The sequence below is a fragment of the Vibrio sp. 2-2(8) genome (genome assembly GCF_963888495.1).
Classification (GTDB): domain Bacteria; phylum Pseudomonadota; class Gammaproteobacteria; order Enterobacterales; family Vibrionaceae; genus Vibrio; species Vibrio anguillarum.
This window is the reverse complement of the sequence record NZ_CAWPJM010000001.1, coordinates 129,888-147,923: the sequence shown is the minus strand read 5'-3', so window position 1 is coordinate 147,923 and position 18,036 is coordinate 129,888. Positions and strand designations below refer to the sequence as shown.

Sequence of the window (18,036 nt, the reverse complement as noted above, 5' to 3'; positions counted from 1 at the left end):
TTAACCATACAACACCGAAGGGGTTTTGTGGGCTCAATTGAAGAACATTGAATGTGTGAATGAGAACGAAACAGCTTTCCGAATTAAGAAATTTGCTTGGCGACCATAGCGTTGTGGACCCACCTGATTCCATGCCGAACTCAGAAGTGAAACACAACAGCGCCGATGGTAGTGTGGGGTCTCCCCATGTGAGAGTAGGACATCGCCAGGCTTTGAATATTGTCTAACCAGACACGCTGCGGAGCGGTAGTTCAGTTGGTTAGAATACCGGCCTGTCACGCCGGGGGTCGCGGGTTCGAGTCCCGTCCGCTCCGCCACTTATTAAGAGCCTCAGCAGTCACGTTGAGGCTTTCTTCAATGAGTAAGATAAAGTTTTAGGGGTGTAGCTCCAACTGGCAGAGCAGCGGATTCCAAATCCGCGTGTTGGGAGTTCGAATCTCTCCACCCCTGCCATCTATCAAGCCTCCGCAGAAATGCTGAGGCTTTTTGCTATCTGTTCACTTCCTCTATGATAGCAATCCGAAAAATTAACTAATTCCGTTTACCTCATTCCTTCGGCACATTTTTGTGGCCAGCTCTCTGTACTCAAGCTGTATCCAAGAAAGCGATCCCGAGCGTGAAATAGCCTTAATTAGATCATATTGTTACTTCAATTGGCATTAAGAGCGGTTTAGCTTATCCATTTACTCAGTAAGTGACGGATGTAACTTTTTAAAAGCACTAGATTATCAGCATAACTTTCCTTGATTATTTTAGTAATTAGGTTCGATTTATTATGCTTAGCGGTTAAAATAACGACGGTTACTTTTAGGAATTCGTTATGGGACAGCTGTCTATTTTAGGTTTTATTGCATTAGGTGGCGCATTTGGCGCATGTGCACGTTATCTAGTTACCGAGCTATGTGTGTTCTTGTTAGGACGCGGGTTTCCTTATGGAACGCTCACCGTTAACGTTGTCGGCTCATTTATTATGGGATTATTGATCGCTGCTTTTGAGAGTGAATTACTTGCAACTGAGCCATGGCGCCAGATTATTGGTTTAGGTTTCTTGGGTGCATTAACCACATTTTCTACATTCTCTATGGATAATGTATTGCTGATGCAGCAAGGAGCCTTTCTGAAAATGGGTGTTAATGTCTTATTAAACGTGGTGTTAAGTATCTCAGCGGCTTGGATAGGTTTCCAGTTGTTGATGAGAAGTTAACGAAATCATAATTTCATCTTGGTTAATGGATAGTCTTTCCCTATAATCGTGACTCAACTTGTCGGAGTGCCATAAGGCTGAGACCGTATTTTCGGGATCCGTTGAACCTGATCAGGCTAATACCTGCGAAGGGAACAAGAGAATATAACCTGCTGGTGATCTATCTAGCGTTATATCCTTAAGATCAAAATTCCATTTTGATCAACTCTTGTGCATTAATCCGTCAAGCATTTATCCCTAGTACAAAAAAGGAAGATGCTATGTCGAGTCGCAAACAAGCGAGACTGAAAGCCAAACAATTCATTGACACATTGTCTGTCGAACCCTACCCAAATTCCTCTAAAATCTATATTACTGGTTCACGTTCGGATATCCGCGTGCCAATGCGTGAGATTAAACTAGCTGACAGCTTGGTCGGGGGCACAAAGTCCTCACCGATTTATCAACCGAATGAATCTATATGCGTTTATGACACTTCAGGTGTCTATACCGACCCATCTCATACTATCGACTTATATCAGGGTTTGCCTAAATTAAGGGATAAATGGATCGCTGATCGGGATGATACCGAGTGGCTTGATGTGGTCAGTTCTGCTTACACTAAAGAACGTTTATCTGATGATACATTGGACGAACTACGTTATGGGAACCTGCCAGCCATACGCCGAGCAAAGAAAGGGAAGTGCGTTACTCAACTTCATTATGCGCGGCAAGGTGTTATCACACCCGAAATGGAATACATTGCCATTCGCGAAAATACGCGACGTGGAGAGTGTATGGATGCACAGCTGAGCCAGCAACATGCAGGGATTCATTTGGGGGCTAATTTACCAAAGCAAATAACTCCTGAGTTTGTGCGTCGTGAAGTTGCCGAAGGACGAGCCATTATCCCGTCGAATATTAACCATCCTGAATCAGAGCCGATGATCATTGGTCGTAATTTTCTCGTCAAAGTGAATGCGAATATCGGTAACTCATCTGTCTCTTCATCAATTGAAGAAGAAGTTGAAAAATTGGTATGGGCAACCCGCTGGGGTGGGGATACCGTGATGGATCTTTCTACTGGTCGCAATATTCACGAAACTCGAGAATGGATTTTGCGTAATAGCCCCGTACCGATTGGGACTGTGCCTATGTATCAAGCATTGGAAAAAGTAAATGGTATTGCGGAGGATTTATCATGGGAAGTAATGCGCGATACCTTACTTGAGCAAGCGGAGCAAGGTGTTGATTACTTTACAATTCATGCTGGTTTGTTGCTTCGTTATGTGCCAATGACCGCGAAACGTGTTACTGGTATCGTTTCGCGTGGCGGCTCTATTATCGCTAAATGGTGTTTAGCCCATCATACTGAGAGTTTTCTTTACACTCATTTCCGTGAAATTTGTGAAATTTGCGCCAAGTATGACGTCGCCCTTTCCTTAGGGGATGGACTACGGCCAGGATCCATTGCCGATGCTAACGATGAAGCACAATTTGCAGAGCTGCGCACTTTAGGTGAGTTGACCAAAATAGCGTGGGAATATGATGTACAGGTCATTATTGAAGGCCCTGGCCATATCCCCATGCATTTGATTAAAGAGAATATGGATGAACAATTAAAGCATTGCCATGAAGCGCCATTCTATACCTTGGGCCCATTAACTACCGATATTGCTCCGGGATATGATCACATCACTTCCGGTATTGGTGCTGCGATGATTGGCTGGTATGGCTGCGCGATGCTTTGCTATGTAACACCGAAAGAGCACCTTGGTTTACCAAACAAAGAAGATGTTAAAACGGGTTTAATTACTTATAAATTGGCAGCACATGCTGCAGACCTTGCGAAAGGGCACCCGGGAGCACAAGTGCGCGATAATGCTTTATCGAAAGCACGTTTTGAGTTTCGTTGGGAAGACCAATTCAATCTTGCATTAGACCCAGTTACGGCGCGTGCTTTTCACGATGAAACTCTTCCGCAAGAGTCTGGTAAAGTTGCGCATTTTTGCTCTATGTGCGGGCCGAAATTCTGCTCGATGAAAATCTCTCAAGAGGTTCGAGAGTATGCGCTAGATACCAAGCAAGTTGCTGCTGATGCGCTCGTTTCCGTTACGCTGCTAGATGACCCGTTACAAGGCATGAGACAGAAATCACAAGAGTTTAAAGCCTCAGGATCAGAGCTTTATCATCCTGCTGTTAGTCAACGGTTAGTCGTTAGCGAGGAGTAATTAGATGATTCAATTACTTATCCCCCGTGATGACATTGCGTTGACTGCTCAAGTACAACAGGTTTTGCTATTGGCCAAGCATCATGGTTTTGATATCGATGATATTTTTTTGGGTGCCAGCCCAACTTTATATTGTCAATTAGTAACGCCTTCATACTCATCTTTGATTGGCAGCGATTGCTTAGCCTCGTGCGAAGATGCGCTAAGTGTTTTAACTGATAAGCCCAATTTATTCTTGCAATACCAAGTCAATTTTTGCGCTCAAATGCCATTTGAGCACTCCCAGAAACGAGAAACTGGTTTGGTCAAGGTAGGGCTTACAGCGGCTGACTCACACGACTATGTTGATGAGTGGTATCACGGAGAAGAATTGCGTCGTATAAGATACTCTACGAATGCTCATGCTGCTGATGCAAAGAGTGAGCACTTTGCTTGGGTTCTATCATTGTTGTGTCTCGACTTTCCACTAGAGGATGCTTTAGTGGTTGCTCGCGCGGCAATGAGTGTTTCACGTGAAACATGGCCAACGGATAGCCGATATTTTCCTCAGTTACAACATTCAGTAGCTGGCATCTTTGCTGACGATAAACAAAATCATATCTGTTTTCCAAAGATAGACAAAAATATTGGCCTTTACCCTGTTGTGGATAGCGCTGAGTGGGTCGAGCGGTTATTGAAGTTTGATGTAAAGACAATCCAACTGCGAATAAAAGATTCAACACATCCTGATCTCGAATCACAAATTATCGCCGCTATTGAGCTTGGACAAGCCTATCAAGCACAGGTTTTTATTAATGATCATTGGCAGCTTGCGATAAAGCATGGTGCTTTTGGCATTCATCTTGGACAAGAAGATCTCACCAATGCAGATTTAGCACAAATTGCTCAAGCTGGGATCTGTTTAGGCATTTCAACTCACGGCTATTATGAGATTCTGAACATCGCTTCACTAAATCCCAGCTATATCGCTTTGGGTCACATATTCCCAACCACCACCAAAATTATGCCCTCTAAGCCACAGGGGCTTGTTAGGTTGAAACTTTACCAGCAGCTAATTGAGAGTTTAAGTTGTGCCGCCAACTCAGATGAAGTTGTAAGTGCAAAAATACCCACAGTTGCAATTGGCGGAATTAACCTAGAGAACGCATTGCAAGTTTGGCAGTGCGATGTATCAGGCTTGGCCGTTGTACGTGCAGTAACAGAAGCAAAATCACCTCAGTTGGTCATTGATAGTTTCAATCGAATCATACAAAACCGATTACCAAGTGCTGAGGAGGTATGTGATTATGCTTTCTGATGCACAATTTATCCGTTATCAAAGGCAACTTGCGCTCCCTGAAATAGGTGAGAATGGACAGCAATCTTTACTTGATAGCCGAGTGCTGGTTATTGGTTGTGGTGGTTTAGGGTCTGCGGCCGTTTTGTATTTGGCGAGTGCTGGTATTGGACAACTGGTAATAGTGGATGATGACCGAGTTGAAAGCAGCAACTTACCTCGGCAGGTGATCTACCGAGAGAGGCAAATTGGTCAAACCAAAGTCGATGCGATGGCAGAGCAAATTAAAGCCATCAACCCTGATTGCAGAGTAAGAGCGATATCTAAACGCCTTATTGGTACTCAGCTCGAACTGGAAGTGCTGAATGCTGATGTCGTTCTTGACTGCACGGATAACATCCACAGTCGTCAGCAAATTAACCAGTTGTGCCGTAAACTAATTAAGCCATTGATTTCAGGTTCGGCTATTGGATGGAAGGGGCAAGTCATTGCTTTTGATCAACTGCCGTTGTCACCTTGTTATCACTGTTTAGTGCCTGATAGCGAACTGCCTGCCGCGCAGCGTTGTAATGAATTCGGTATTCTGGGGCCTGTCGTCGGAATCATCGGAACCCTGCAAGCTTTACAAGCCATCATGATATTGACTCGACAGACGATGCGTAATGCTAACCAACTGACACTGTTTGATGCTCATTTGTTTCAATTCCAAACCTTAAATGTTGTTAAAGATCCTCAGTGCGAGGTGTGTGGGTACCCACAGACTGATCAGATGAAGGGAGAAGCCACATGTCAGATATAACGATCAAGATTAATCAGCAGTTTCATCAAGTTTCAGCGGGAACCAGTATTGCGGATCTCACCAAACTGCTTTCGATCACGATTACCGGTTGCGTGTTTGCCCTGAATCAGAGCGTAGTGCCGCGTAGTGCGTGGTCAACGACCCTATTAAGTGAAGGCGATCAAATATCGCTGTTTCAAGCCATTGCAGGAGGCTAAATGTTAACGATAGCGAATAAACAGTTTGAATCTCGCCTGTTCACTGGTACGGGGAAATTTGCCAACCGAGAGTTAATGACAAAAGCTATTGCCATATCTGGTTCACAAATGGCGACGATGGCATTAAAGCGAGTCGATCTTAACCAATTAAATGATGATATTTTAGCGCCACTTATAGAGTCAGGCGTCCATCTTTTACCCAACACATCGGGTGCGAAAAATGCGAAGGATGCGATTTTTGCTGCCCATTTAGCGCGTGAAGCGTTATCGACATCGTGGCTGAAGCTAGAAATTCATCCCGATCCTAAGTATCTGATGCCTGACCCTATCGAAACGTTAAAAGCAGCGGAACAATTGGTGAAAGATGGATTTACCGTATTGCCTTATTGTCATGCTGACCCTGTACTCTGTAAGCGTTTAGAGGAGGTGGGGTGTGCGGCCGTAATGCCATTAGGTGCGCCAATTGGATCGAATAAGGGGCTGGTCTCACGAGATTTTTTAGAAATCATCATCAACCAAGCTCGTGTCCCCGTGATTATTGATGCCGGTATTGGCGCGCCTTCGCATGCGGCTTTTGCGATGGAATTGGGCGCGGATGCAGTCTTAGTTAACACCGCAATTGCGGCCGCGCGCGATCCGATACAAATGGCGTTGGCATTTAAGTTGGCGGTGGAGTCGGGTCGAATGGCCTATGAGGCAGGGCTTGCAACTCAGGTTCATCATGCTATCGCATCCAGCCCTCTAACTGCATTTTTGGATCAATAGCCATGAGCTTTTTAGAACGTTTCAAACAACTCGATTGGGACGATATTGCGTTATCAATCCGTTCCAAAACAGCGTCAGATGTTGAGCGAGCATTGCATAAAGAGAAGCGCGATTTGGAGGATTTTAAGGCATTAATCTCTCCTGCTGCTGAGCCTTATATCGAGCAGTTAGCGCAACTTTCTTACTCACTGACGAGGCAACGCTTTGGCAATACTCTTTCTTTTTATATCCCGCTTTATCTTTCAAATTTGTGTGCCAATGCATGCACTTATTGTGGATTTTCGATGGAGAATCACATCAAGCGGCGTACATTAAGTTTGCATGAAGTTGAACGTGAATTGGCAGTTATCAAGCAGATGCAGTTTGATAATGTGTTGTTGGTAACCGGTGAGCATGAAACCAAAGTAGGCATGAACTATTTCCGGCAGATACTGCCGTTGATAAAGCGTGAAGTCAGCTATGTTGCTATGGAGGTTCAACCGCTTCAGCAAGCGCACTATGCGGAGCTAAAGAGCTTAGGTTTAGATGCGGTAATGGTATATCAAGAGACTTATCATCCATCGACTTACGCTTTACATCATTTGCGAGGCAACAAAATGGATTTTAACTTTCGCCTAGAAACACCGGACCGACTTGCTCGGGCAGGGATTGATAAGATTGGTCTTGGCGCTTTGATTGGTTTGGAAGATTGGCGGGCCGATTGTTTTTACGTGGCCGCTCACCTGGATTATCTTGAAAAGAGATATTGGAAGACGCGCTATTCGATTTCGTTTCCTCGCTTGCGACCTTGTGAAGGAGGCCTGCAACCTAAATCGGTTATGTCTGACAAGCAGCTGGTTCAGCTCATCTGTGCATTTCGTTTGCTCAATTCAGAAGTGGAACTCTCGCTTTCTACCCGTGAATCGGCGCACTTTAGGGATAAGCTCATTCCACTGGGGATCACCAGCATATCGGCGGGATCAAAAACACAGCCTGGAGGTTATGCAATGCAAGAGGCCGAGCTTGAGCAATTTGTGATTAGCGATGAACGTACAGCCGCACAAGTTGCCGCCGCTGTTAAAGGGCAAGGCTTTGAAGTCGTGTGGCGAGATTGGCATGCTGCCTATTCTGGATGAGGTTATGGCTTGCACGTTTCACGTGAAACATATGGATGCATTAAAGCATGATGATTTAGCTGATTAAGGTGAGTTCGAGTTAAGAGAATCATAAGTTAAAGTAAAGGCGACTCGAGGTCGCCTTTCATCTTTCTAGGTTAAGTTACTACGGAGAAACTACCTACAGCGCATTTGTTTGATCATACTGCAGTTTAATCATGCTCAATAGGCAGCGTCGCTTGGCGCAACCACGCTTTGTTATCACCCTCAACGAGTGGACCAACTTGATCCCATACTTTTTGATGGTAGTCATTTAGCCATGTGAGCTCTGGTCGAGTTAACATATTGATGTTGATCGCGCGCTTATCAATCGGGCAACGCGTGAGTGACTCAAACCCCAACACAGAGAAATCACCTTGTGTTTCAACTTCGACCACCAGTTCTAAGTTTTCTATACGAATGCCAAACGCATCGGCACGATAATAACCGGGCTCGTTCGACAGTACCATACCCGGAAGCAGTGCGACGTTGTTGAAAACTTTGCTGATGCGTTGTGGCCCTTCATGGACACTCAAAAAGTGGCCGACTCCATGACCAGTGCCATGATCATAATCGAAGCCATTAGCCCATAGGTGCTGACGGGCAAGTACATCAAGCTGATGACCACAAGTGCCTTTTGGAAAGCGTGCTCTGGCTAGCGCAATATGACCTTTAAGCACTAAAGTGAACTGTTTTTTCATCTCTTCACTGGGGTTACCAATGGCAATGGTACGCGTAATATCAGTCGTACCATCACAATATTGGCCGCCAGAATCGACAAGATAAAGTGAGTCTTGAGCTAATTGTCCTGGTTTTACTTGGTTGATGTGGTTGTAATGGCACATAGCTGCATTACTGCCTGCCGCTGAAATAGTATCAAAACTAAGATCGGCTAGAGTTGGATCTTCCTCTCTAAATGCTTGTAAGCGGTCAGATAAATAGCCTTCGTCGTGTAGTCTTTGGCTAGCCACTTCATTATCCAACCAAGCAAGAAATTTCGTCATCGCCACACCATCACGCACGTGGCACGCTTTCATTCCAGAGACTTCGGTTGCATTTTTTGCCGCTTTTAGCAGTAAGCACGGATCGGCGTCATTAATGATTTCAGCAGCGGAATTTTGTAAAGTCAGCGTAAACCATGCATTACTGGTAGCAGGATCGATCATCACCTTTTTACCTGTGAGTAAGTTAAGCTGCTTTTCTAATTGATCTGGATGGTGAACGCGAACGCCGCCACCGACATGCTTGTCAAATTCCGCAGGAAGACGAGCAGGGTCAAGGAAGAAATCGACGCTGGAGTCAGCATAAATAATGGCATGGGAAAGTAAGACTGGTAATCGGGAAACATCAAGGCCACGGATATTTAGCAGCCAGCAGATGGAATCAAGTTCTGTCAGTACCGCCGCATCAATCTTTTTCTTACTCAGCTGATGGGCTATTTGCTCACGCTTATCATGGCTACTGATACCGACGAGTTCATTACCCATCAAGCGCACTGCTGAAATTGCAGCGCTAGGACGGTCTTTCCATAACTCATCGATTGGATTATTGCCGACGGCAATAAGCTGTAACTCATCAGACAATTTTGCCTGTGCCGTTTTAAGCCAGCTTGCTCGATGCATGCGCGGATCAAATCCCACTTTACTACCTGAGACCAATGCGCTTTGGAGCCAATCGAGAACGGGCTCTTCAATCAAGTGACGGTACTCAAAGGTTGCCTCTGGCACTTGTTTACGAACTTGCACGGTATAGCGGCCATCCACAAAAATAGCCGCGCTATCGTGGGTGACCACAGCCGCGCCTGCCGAGCCAGTAAAACCAGTTAACCAATGCAGGCGTTCGTTGTGTTGCGGTACATATTCCCCGAGATATTCATCTTCGTGTGGAATGATGATGGCATCAAGCCCTTGCTGTGTGAGCCAGCCACGTAAGGCTGATACGCGTTGTGCGATTGAATCATGCATCTGTGTTATATCCTTTCTCATAACCGTCCGTTGTAGGTGTAGGGAACTGTGCAAATCCATAGCAAACCCTGACTTTATTATTGTGTCTATGGGGTTGTGGCGATGGGGACGAGCTTCAATAAACTACTCTTTTTATCGAACTGGCGCAAACCGCAGCTTCATCTGAGATGCAGTGTTTTGGTTTGGATCATCTGCCTTAACCAGCTCAATGCGGGGTCACTTTCTCTGTCTCTGTGCCAAAATAACGTATAAGCCATAGGTGGAAATTCCATCGGTAATGGCAACACGACGAGATCCATCTGCTTGGCTACTAGGTGGGTGAAGTGGCTCGGCGCGGTAAAGATAAAATCAGTATAAGTACAAAGGCTGGCGGCACTATTAAAATCCGGTACTGTAATTGCGATGTCCCTTTCTCGGCCGATATCCGCCAAGCGATAGTCGAGTAGCCAGCGATCATTACCATCGCAGCGTACTTGTACGTGACGTAGCGATAAATAGCGCTCTAACGTCCAATTATCTCGCAATGCTGGGTGGTCTTTACGTACCACGCACATTTGGCTATCTCGATAGATCTCTTGCTCACAGATATCACTGGGTGGCAGCATTGTTAATTTGGCATCATTGATATCAATGTCCTTGCCGGTAATGCCTAAATCCAACTCACCAAGCTGCAATTTCTTAAAGGTTTGATCGTTCCATGAGTGAGTGTTGATGTTGAGATTTGGACCTTGGCTGAAAATAGCGGGCAAAAAATGAGGGAGAATTAATGGGTAGACGCTTTCTACTGCCGCAATATGAAAACGGTATTCACTGCTTTGTGGTGAAAATTGTTGTGGTTGAGTGAGTAGCTCGAGCTGATTGATGAGAGTGTCGAGTTTGGGTTTGAGATAGAGCGCTTGCGGCGTTGCCTTTAAGCCATGTGAATTACGAATAAACAACGGGTCATTAAACTGCTGACGAAGCTTGGCAAGCGATTTACTGACGGCTGATTGGCTCAAACAGAGGCGATGGGCGGCGCGCGTTACGTTCAGTTCTTCTAGCAGTACGGACAGACAAACAAGCAAATTAAGATCGATTCTGGCTAATTTTTCTATATTCATCTGTATTTCCATTTGGGAATAATTGTGATGAGTATAAGCCATTTCTATTCATATCATCATTGCTCTATTATAGCCGAGTTGTAAAAGTGTGTTCTTTCTCATTACTGGAGTGTTTCGTGAAGCAAATAACCTCTGACGCGCATAGCAAGCGTCAATTGGCATTACTGATTTTGTTGGTTCTGTTTAGCCCGTTAGCGATTGATATTTATCTACCAGCTTTACCGCAAATTTCTCAAACGTTTCACGTGGAACACGCTTATGCACAAGATACGATTACTTGGTTTCTGTTTGCTATGGGAGTCGGTCAACTCTTTGCTGGCCCGCTAGCGGACAAACTCGGTCGTCGAACTGTTGCATTAGGAGGGATCAGTATTTATGCATTGAGTGCTTGCTTGGCGTGGGCCGCTCAAAGTATTGAATGGATGCTGATGGCTCGGCTACTACAAGGCTTCGGTGCGTGCGCGACATCGGTAGCGGCTTTTGCAACAGTTCGCGATATTTTTGGCCCACAACGTAGCGGCAAAATGATCAGCTACTTAAATGGTGCAATCTGTTTTATTCCTGCATTAGCGCCAATCCTTGGTAGTTGGTTAACTCAGCAATTTGGCTGGCGCAGTAACTTCAGCTTTATGGCTGGTTTTGCCGTGGTCGCGGGTTTAATGATGGTGATTGGTATGAAAGAAACCAACCCGCAAGCCACCGAACAGCAAGCGTTCTTTAAGTTATCGCGTTACTGGTCCGTATTGAAAATACCATCTTTTCTCTTCCATGCTTCATTATGTATGTTAGCGATGGCGGTTATTTTAGCCTATGTCACTTCTGCCCCAGTGGTATTAATGGAAGGTTATGGATTGACCATGAATGAATTTACTTTCTGGTTTGGACTCAATGCCATCATTAATATCGTTGCTTGCCTGAGTGCGCCGAAATTTATGGATAGGTTTGGTACCCATATGGCGCTGGTGGTTGGAATTGGCACGTTATTGGTTGCGGGGACTACCATGGTCGCGCTGGCACAACAGAAAACGGCGATTGCCTTTATGCTGCCCATTTTTATGTCATCAATCGGTTTTGCTTGGATTCTGGGAGCGGCCGCAGGAAAAGCACTGGCGCCATTTGGTGACCGTGCGGGAACCGCCGCAGCACTGCTTGGTTTGTTTCAGATGAGTGGTGCTGGCCTGTTAGTTGGCACCATGCAGCGTGTTGGGTTAGAGCCTCAGATATTAATTGCACTGCAAATGTGGCTGATTGCGCCAGCGTTGTTTATCCTGTTTTCTAAAGCAGGGCGTTATTGGCATCAATTAGTGGTGAATTAATAAATTGTCACCTGCTGTTTTATATTCTTTTTAACGGGTGTATATTTAGCCACTTAATTATTTCAATTGCACTTTGGAAACGAAACAACAATGTCAATGACAACCTATGAAATGGCTCGAATTTGGGAACAACTCGACGAGTCTCCAGAAAAGGTCATGTTCGGAAAATTGCTGAATGAATTAGGCAACCAAAGTAGTGAGCGTATTCGCAGTGCCGCCAAACAAGTACCATTACCAGTTCTGCGTGATTTAGTCTTTCAGTTTCAACAAGTGATTGAAGCGCGTAAAGGCGAGCAAGTCGAAATCATGGCGAAGGAATTGGCAAAGCAGGGTATTTCGGCTGAAGAGCTTTTAACTTATCTGAACAAATAATTTATTATCAGTACCGATGCCATAGCCCGGAATTTAGTTTCGGGCTTTTTATTGCGTGGTGTTTGCAGCTTCGGTGATTAAGGATTCACATTTCGGTTAATCGGGTTCTGCAAGGAAATAAGCGTCTCTGTGGATTGCACTTCATCAATTGCCTGTAATTTGTCGATCAGCACAAATTGTAATTCCTCAATCGAGCGGCACATTAACTTCACAAAAATATTATAGGCTCCTGTGGTGTAATAGGCTTCCACCACTTCATCCAGCGCATTGAGTTTGGCGAGCGCCGAATGGTAGTCTCGCGCGGCATTGAGATTGATACCGATAAAACAACACACGTCATAACCCAATTTTTTGGTATTGACGATCACTTCCGTACCCTGAATGATATCGGCCGATTTCATCTTTTCAATGCGAACATGGATAGTGGCAGGACTAACGTTGAACTGCTTGGCCATTTCTGCGTAGGGCGTGCGTGCATCGTCCATTAAAATTTTTAAAATGGCGCGGTCGAGTTCGTCCAGTTTAGCGGTAGTGGCTTGCATCACAGCATCCTTATCATTGAAATGGTTCGCTCAGTTTATCACTGGTCGTTGTTTCTCGTAAGCCGCTGTTTAAGAAAAGCGATAAGCTTTAGTCACGTCAGTGAAAATTGGGTAAACTCAAGCCTCCTCATTATTTCCTTTGTTTCGGAGTTAACTTGCAGCTACAACTGATTTGCGAAGTTCCTGCTCAGCAAGCACATTTGGATACATTAGCCGCGCGTTGGGGATTAAAACCATGCGCTGAGAGCCCATTTGCCTTGGTATTAACTCAGTATCGTCTTGAGTTGCGTAAACTGGATGAGCCTAAACTCGGCGCTATTTATGTCGATTTAGTCACGGGGGCGGTTGCTCACCGACGTAAATTTGGTGGCGGTAAAGGTCAGTCGATAGCCAAAGCTGCTGGACTAAACAAAGGAGCGACACCGACCGTGTTAGATGCAACGGCTGGGTTAGGTCGTGATGCTTTTGTGTTGGCCTCGCTCGGCTGTAAAGTGCAAATGGTCGAGCGGCATCCCGTTGTGGCCGCGCTGCTCGATGATGGTTTAGAGCGTGCCAAGCAAGATGCAGAGATTGGTGGCTGGGTAAGCGAGCGAATGTCGTTACTTCACGCTTCGAGTCATGATGCGCTCGAAAAACTGGCGCAAGATGAAGATTTTGTAAAGCCAGATGTGGTGTATCTTGACCCCATGTACCCGCACCCGGAAAGTAAAAAACAAACGGCTTTGGTAAAAAAGGAGATGCGCGTCTTTCAATCGCTGGTGGGCGCTGACTTGGATGCTGATGCATTATTAAATCCAGCCTTGAGTTTGGCGACCAAACGCGTGGTGGTGAAGCGTCCTGACTATGCCGATTGGTTAGACAAACAAAAGCCGAGTATGGCGATTGAAACCAAGAAAAATCGTTTTGATGTGTATGTGAAAGCGGCGATGATCTAACGCATTCAATACGTTAGCTTTGGCGAGAAAATCTCGTGGCCCATAGATGTAATTTAGTGCTTGCTTAATCGTGTTTGGAATTGTATATCTAACTAATAATTATTCCTATTCGTGATCGAGGCGTACATGAATAAGCGTTTATGCAAATTGAACCGACACGATATTACTAGCCAGCTTGGGGATATCCATCAGATTGTGGCTGCGCCAAAATTTCTTTGTCGCTCATGTGCTCGTTCATCATCGGATAAAAACACGCTGTGTAAGCCTGCTGCTATTCCGAGTGCATCGACAAAGCTTGTTTCGGAAGGGAAGAAACAACTGCGCTCTGGTACGTCAAATGGCATGACGGACAAAGGTAAAAAGGCCGCCAAGCGATCGGAAAAACAGAACAAGAAAGCGTTAAAAAAACAAAAAAAAGTACTGAAGAAGTTAGAAAAAGTGCTGAAACAGCAGCAAAAACTGTTAAAGAAACACCCTGCATTACAAGTAAAGTTTGCCGATGTGAATCAACGAATTTCTTCGGTTAGTGAACGTTCACTACAACGGCAGATTCACTAAAAACAGATAGTTTACTAAAAATAGATGGTTTACTGAAAACAGATGGTGAGTTAAACCGAGCCACGATAGCCCCTTTTTCAACAACAAAGCCCGCGATGATTGCGGGCTTTGTTGTTTTTAACGCTCAACCTGATTCAGTGAGTACGGCTGGCAGCGACTTTGCGCTTTACCCAAGTTTCATTGACCCACAGTGAGAGCAAAATGATCACGCCGCCAATTGCAAGGCGCATTAAATCTACGTCGCGATTCCAAATCAGAATGTTCACCACTAATCCTGCGGGAACCAGCGCATTATTCATAATCGCTAATGCGCCGGCATTGACTAAACAGGCTCCTTTGTTCCACACGAAGTAACCAAGCCCAGAAGCAATTACCCCTAAGTAGATCAAAATACCCCATTGCAAAGAGGTAGTGGGCAGTTTTTCACTATTACCAAACAGTAAAAATGCCACGCTTGCTACCACCAATGCACCTAAGTAGAAATAACCGAATACGCTGTGTTGCGCTAAAGTGATGGTCTCTTTTTCCATGACGTATTTATAAGCCACTTGGCCGATAGCAAAACAGAGGTTAGCCCCTTGCACCACCAAAAAACCCAGCAAAAAGTGCTCGTTTATTGCTGCAAATTTAATAAAAACGGCACCGATTACGGCAATGGCCGCCGTCACTAAGTACCACGGAGAAAAGCGGCCTTTCAGTAGATCGTAGATCAGCGTGACGTAGATTGGCGTAAACACCGTAAACAGCAAAACTTCAGGAACCGATAGTAGTAAAAATGATTGATAGTAGAAACAGTACATCAGGCCCAGTTGAATTCCACCAATGGTCATCAACTTAGCGATCAACGGAGCGGGAACGGTTTTAAACCTGATCAAAGGTAGAAATACTAAGCTCGCTAATGCAACGCGCATCCAAACCGCGAACCAAGAATCAACTTGACCGGCGAGATAAACGCCGATCAAGCTAAATGAAAATGCCCAAAGTAGGGTGACTGCAGAGAGATAGGCCATAACAAACAACGCTGAACAGTAAATAACCCGCAGTCTAACCGAGTTTTGGCTTGTCGTCAGTCGTGAAGTGGTATTACAAGCATGTCGACTGGCGAACAGTTAATCAGTTGCCGAGTGGATGAGAGTAACTTGCTCCAAAAATCTTGATGATGACCGCAGACCACCAAATCAACACTGAATTCAGCGATGGTTTCGCAGAGCTCATTACTGAGGTCGCCGCTGCCTACTAGTGTATGGCGGATAGGGTATTGTGCGTGTTCCGCTAAGGCTTGCAGCTGCTTTTGTGACGCTTCCATCGCGTGATGTTGAGTTTCTGCTAAATTGATATCAATGAGTCCGGTATACAGCTCGGCATAGTTGACATCAATGTGAATGAAAGAAACGTCAGCATCGAGTGGTTTTGCCAGTGCAACAGCTTTGTCGACTAAGAGTTTACTGTCTTCTGAAAGATCAATGGCAACCAAAATATGTTGATAACTCATTGTATTATCTCCTGATGGGGTACTGATTAAAGATTAGCACTGAGGCCGAGAGTTTTTTGTCGTCGTGATCTCATATCCGCATACCTGACTCAAAGTGTTATGGTGAGGTTCATGGTATAGTCAATTCAAATCGTTACATAAACTAGGAGTCGACATGTTGTCACAAGCTATGGTTGAAAAACTGAATGAACAAATTAATCTGGAATTTTTTTCATCCAATCTATACTTACAAATGAGTGCTTGGTGTGAAGATAAAGGATTTGAAGGTGCTGCCGAGTTTTTACGCGCTCATGCCGTAGAAGAAATGCAGCACATGCAGCGTTTATTCACCTACGTGAGTGAAACGGGTGCACTGCCTATCCTTGGTGCGATCGCAGCGCCAAAACATAAGTTTACGAGCCTTGGTGAAGTGTTTCGCGAAACTTATCAACATGAGCAGATGATTACTCAGCAGATTAATAAACTCGCTCATGCGGCGTTCACATCTCAAGACTACTCAACGTTTAACTTCCTTCAGTGGTACGTTGCGGAGCAACATGAAGAAGAGAAGTTGTTTAAAGGGATTTTAGATAAGCTAGAGCTTGTGGGTGATGATGGTAAGGCGCTGTTCTTCATCGACAAAGACCTAGCCGCAATGGCAAAAGCCGGCTCATCTTCTGTAATGGATACCCAAGCTGTGTAATCGCAGCAGAAAGAGTATGAAGCGATCGTCTTTTTCTTTGGGTTCTATGCAAAGGTGTAGGGAGGAAAAGATGATCACTGGGGATACAATTTTATTTGCGCTAATGCTGGTCACTGGGGTTAACCTAGTCAGGTATCTTACGGCGCTACGCTCACTTATTTACATCATGCGTGAAGCTCATCCATTGCTTTATCAACAAGTGGATGGCGGTGGCTTTTTTACCACTCACGGTAATGTCACCAAGCAGGTTCGTCTTTTCCACTATTTGAAAGGTAAAGAGTATCACCATCACCACGATCCCCTATTTACGGGCAAGTGTGATCGCGTTAGAGCGCTGTTTATCTTGTCGATGTCATTGCTGGCGGTGACAACCTTTGCGGCTTGTATCGTATAACTGAGCCAGTCATTGTATTGATTAAAGGAGCTATCGTGCTCCTTTTTTATCGTCTGCATAAAGTCATCGACTTATTTCTTCACTATTATGCATCTTCATTGTGCGGCGACTATTATTAGCAAGAGCAATCGAAAGGAGAAAAATAATGGATGAAAAAGCACTGCTCGCACGTTTGAATGAGTTACCTCGTATTCAACAAGTATTACAAGAACTACTCGAAATGGTTAATAAGGAAGAGGTCGATTTTGGTGCGCTCACAAAAAAAATTGCCATGGAACAAGTGTTGAGTGCGCGGCTGCTTCGCCTTGCAAATTCGGCACATTTTGGCGGAAGCCGCACAGTGGCCTCTATCAATGATGCGGTGATTCGTGTCGGAAGTGGCTCGGTGAGAACTATGGTGGTGGCATCGGTATTATCCAGTGCTTTTCCTAAAATTGACACCTTGGATCTGCAGCAATATTGGTCCGATACCTTTGAAATTGCCATTATCGCCAGCAAACTGGGGGCCGCTTGTAAGCTCGATGCCAATAGCGTTTTTACTACCGGAATATTGCACAACATTGGCCAATTGATGATCCACACATTAGCGCCGCAAGAAGCGTTGAAAATTCGCCTTTGTGTTGATGCTGGTGAAGTTGAACTAGAAGCACAACAGCAAATCATCCATACCGATGCGAATGTACTGGGGGCGAAGCTAGCCAAAGCTTGGAAGTTTCCTGATGAGATGGTCGATGCGATCGCCTACTCTGCGCAGCCAGAAAAAGCGCAGCTTTCACCAAAACTTGCCCGTGTATTGCATTTTGCCCGTGATATCCACCATCAATGGGATATCCTGACCGAAAAAGAAAAACGCTTATTTCTGGCTGAGCACCCAGATGCTCGTGTGCTGGCAATATCTGCCACATTTGCTGAAACAATTGACGCCGTTCGCGGAAAAGGGCGCGAGCTTGCCGAGCAGCTAGTCTAATACCGTCGCTGGTGGATTAACCTTGTCTTCACTCAATTAGTCGTTAAAATGTCCCCCATTGATAAGGATGTAGCCACTAGCGCTGCATCCTTTTTGTTTGTCATTAGGTGCGTGTGCGTCTAGTTAAATG

The 18,036-nt window shown here is 45.1% G+C and carries 19 protein-coding genes, 2 tRNA genes, 1 rRNA gene and 1 riboswitch; of the genes, 17 read left to right on the top strand and 5 right to left on the bottom strand.

Annotation, left to right across the window (positions count from 1 at the left end):
- Nucleotides 1–95: 95 nt before the first annotated feature.
- The 10 genes from rrf to thiH all read left to right on the top strand — a co-directional run bounded on the left by rrf (nucleotide 96) and on the right by thiH (nucleotide 7,566).
- A 5S ribosomal RNA gene (gene rrf / locus AACV12_RS00685) occupies nucleotides 96–211 on the top strand.
- A gap of 29 nt (nucleotides 212–240) precedes the next feature.
- Nucleotides 241–317, top strand: a tRNA-Asp gene (locus tag AACV12_RS00680).
- 59 nt (nucleotides 318–376) lie between these two features.
- Nucleotides 377–453 (top strand) — tRNA-Trp (locus tag AACV12_RS00675).
- 367 nt (nucleotides 454–820) lie between these two features.
- Nucleotides 821–1,204: a fluoride efflux transporter CrcB gene (crcB, locus tag AACV12_RS00670; RefSeq protein ID WP_013855606.1), complete on the top strand. Its 384-nt coding sequence runs from the start codon at nucleotides 821–823 to the stop codon at nucleotides 1,202–1,204.
- 52 nt (nucleotides 1,205–1,256) lie between these two features.
- A riboswitch (TPP riboswitch) is annotated at nucleotides 1,257–1,355 on the top strand.
- A 109-nt stretch (nucleotides 1,356–1,464) separates the two neighbouring features.
- Entirely contained in the window at nucleotides 1,465–3,414 is a 1,950-nt protein-coding gene (gene thiC, locus AACV12_RS00665) for a phosphomethylpyrimidine synthase ThiC (RefSeq protein WP_170901246.1), read from the top strand.
- A 4-nt stretch (nucleotides 3,415–3,418) separates the two neighbouring features.
- The gene (gene thiE, locus AACV12_RS00660; protein WP_170901245.1) at nucleotides 3,419–4,711 is read left to right on the top strand and encodes a thiamine phosphate synthase; all 1,293 of its coding nucleotides are present in this window, start codon (nucleotides 3,419–3,421) and stop codon (nucleotides 4,709–4,711) included.
- Nucleotides 4,701–5,489, top strand: coding sequence for a HesA/MoeB/ThiF family protein (locus tag AACV12_RS00655; protein WP_013855609.1), 789 nt, complete (start codon nucleotides 4,701–4,703; stop codon nucleotides 5,487–5,489). The genes thiE and AACV12_RS00655 overlap by 11 nt, the downstream gene beginning before the upstream one ends.
- Entirely contained in the window at nucleotides 5,477–5,686 is a 210-nt protein-coding gene (thiS, locus tag AACV12_RS00650) for a sulfur carrier protein ThiS (RefSeq protein ID WP_010319419.1), read from the top strand. Before AACV12_RS00655 ends, thiS begins: the two co-directional genes overlap by 13 nt.
- Entirely contained in the window at nucleotides 5,687–6,451 is a 765-nt protein-coding gene (locus tag AACV12_RS00645; RefSeq protein ID WP_064626096.1) for a thiazole synthase, read from the top strand. It begins immediately after the preceding gene.
- Between the two features lie 2 nt (nucleotides 6,452–6,453).
- Nucleotides 6,454–7,566 (top strand): 2-iminoacetate synthase ThiH, encoded by a 1,113-nt coding sequence (thiH, locus tag AACV12_RS00640; RefSeq protein ID WP_094147302.1) that lies wholly within the window; start codon nucleotides 6,454–6,456, stop codon nucleotides 7,564–7,566.
- A gap of 191 nt (nucleotides 7,567–7,757) precedes the next feature.
- On the opposite strand, the gene AACV12_RS00635 is transcribed toward thiH, so the two are convergent.
- Complete coding sequence (locus tag AACV12_RS00635) at nucleotides 7,758–9,548, bottom strand: aminopeptidase P family protein (RefSeq protein ID WP_170901243.1); 1,791 nt, start codon at nucleotides 9,546–9,548, stop codon at nucleotides 7,758–7,760.
- A gap of 158 nt (nucleotides 9,549–9,706) precedes the next feature.
- Nucleotides 9,707–10,648, bottom strand: coding sequence for a LysR family transcriptional regulator (locus AACV12_RS00630; protein ID WP_026027502.1), 942 nt, complete (start codon nucleotides 10,646–10,648; stop codon nucleotides 9,707–9,709).
- Between the two features lie 116 nt (nucleotides 10,649–10,764).
- Here AACV12_RS00630 and AACV12_RS00625 point away from each other — a divergent pair, with 116 nt between their 5' ends.
- The gene (locus AACV12_RS00625; RefSeq protein ID WP_339377024.1) at nucleotides 10,765–11,964 is read left to right on the top strand and encodes a multidrug effflux MFS transporter; all 1,200 of its coding nucleotides are present in this window, start codon (nucleotides 10,765–10,767) and stop codon (nucleotides 11,962–11,964) included.
- Nucleotides 11,965–12,054: 90 nt separating this feature from the next.
- Nucleotides 12,055–12,336, top strand: a complete 282-nt coding sequence (gene tsrA / locus AACV12_RS00620) for an H-NS-like global regulator TsrA (RefSeq protein WP_017044523.1) — start codon at nucleotides 12,055–12,057, stop codon at nucleotides 12,334–12,336.
- 77 nt (nucleotides 12,337–12,413) lie between these two features.
- On the opposite strand, the gene asnC is transcribed toward tsrA, so the two are convergent.
- Entirely contained in the window at nucleotides 12,414–12,878 is a 465-nt protein-coding gene (asnC, locus tag AACV12_RS00615; RefSeq protein ID WP_010319577.1) for a transcriptional regulator AsnC, read from the bottom strand.
- 155 nt (nucleotides 12,879–13,033) lie between these two features.
- Between asnC and AACV12_RS00610 the strand changes: the two genes are divergently transcribed.
- Nucleotides 13,034–13,813: a class I SAM-dependent methyltransferase gene (locus tag AACV12_RS00610; RefSeq protein WP_010319578.1), complete on the top strand. Its 780-nt coding sequence runs from the start codon at nucleotides 13,034–13,036 to the stop codon at nucleotides 13,811–13,813.
- Between the two features lie 111 nt (nucleotides 13,814–13,924).
- Complete coding sequence (locus AACV12_RS00605; protein WP_013855620.1) at nucleotides 13,925–14,371, top strand: hypothetical protein; 447 nt, start codon at nucleotides 13,925–13,927, stop codon at nucleotides 14,369–14,371.
- A gap of 134 nt (nucleotides 14,372–14,505) precedes the next feature.
- Here the strand turns inward: AACV12_RS00605 and AACV12_RS00600 are convergent, their stop codons facing one another.
- Both AACV12_RS00600 and AACV12_RS00595 read right to left on the bottom strand, forming a co-directional pair.
- On the bottom strand, nucleotides 14,506–15,381 hold the full coding sequence (locus tag AACV12_RS00600) for a carboxylate/amino acid/amine transporter (protein WP_026028509.1): 876 nt from the start codon (nucleotides 15,379–15,381) through the stop codon (nucleotides 14,506–14,508).
- 56 nt (nucleotides 15,382–15,437) lie between these two features.
- Nucleotides 15,438–15,863, bottom strand: a complete 426-nt coding sequence (locus tag AACV12_RS00595; RefSeq protein ID WP_010319581.1) for a universal stress protein — start codon at nucleotides 15,861–15,863, stop codon at nucleotides 15,438–15,440.
- Between the two features lie 154 nt (nucleotides 15,864–16,017).
- Here AACV12_RS00595 and ftnA point away from each other — a divergent pair, with 154 nt between their 5' ends.
- The 3 genes from ftnA (at nucleotide 16,018) to AACV12_RS00580 (ending at nucleotide 17,906) form a co-directional block, all read left to right on the top strand.
- A complete protein-coding gene (gene ftnA, locus AACV12_RS00590; RefSeq protein ID WP_013855622.1) occupies nucleotides 16,018–16,545 on the top strand; it encodes a non-heme ferritin in 528 nt (175 codons plus the stop codon).
- A gap of 70 nt (nucleotides 16,546–16,615) precedes the next feature.
- A complete protein-coding gene (gene uspB, locus AACV12_RS00585) occupies nucleotides 16,616–16,939 on the top strand; it encodes a universal stress protein UspB (protein WP_010319583.1) in 324 nt (107 codons plus the stop codon).
- 145 nt (nucleotides 16,940–17,084) lie between these two features.
- Nucleotides 17,085–17,906: an HDOD domain-containing protein gene (locus AACV12_RS00580; RefSeq protein ID WP_019282127.1), complete on the top strand. Its 822-nt coding sequence runs from the start codon at nucleotides 17,085–17,087 to the stop codon at nucleotides 17,904–17,906.
- Nucleotides 17,907–18,036: the final 130 nt, after the last annotated feature.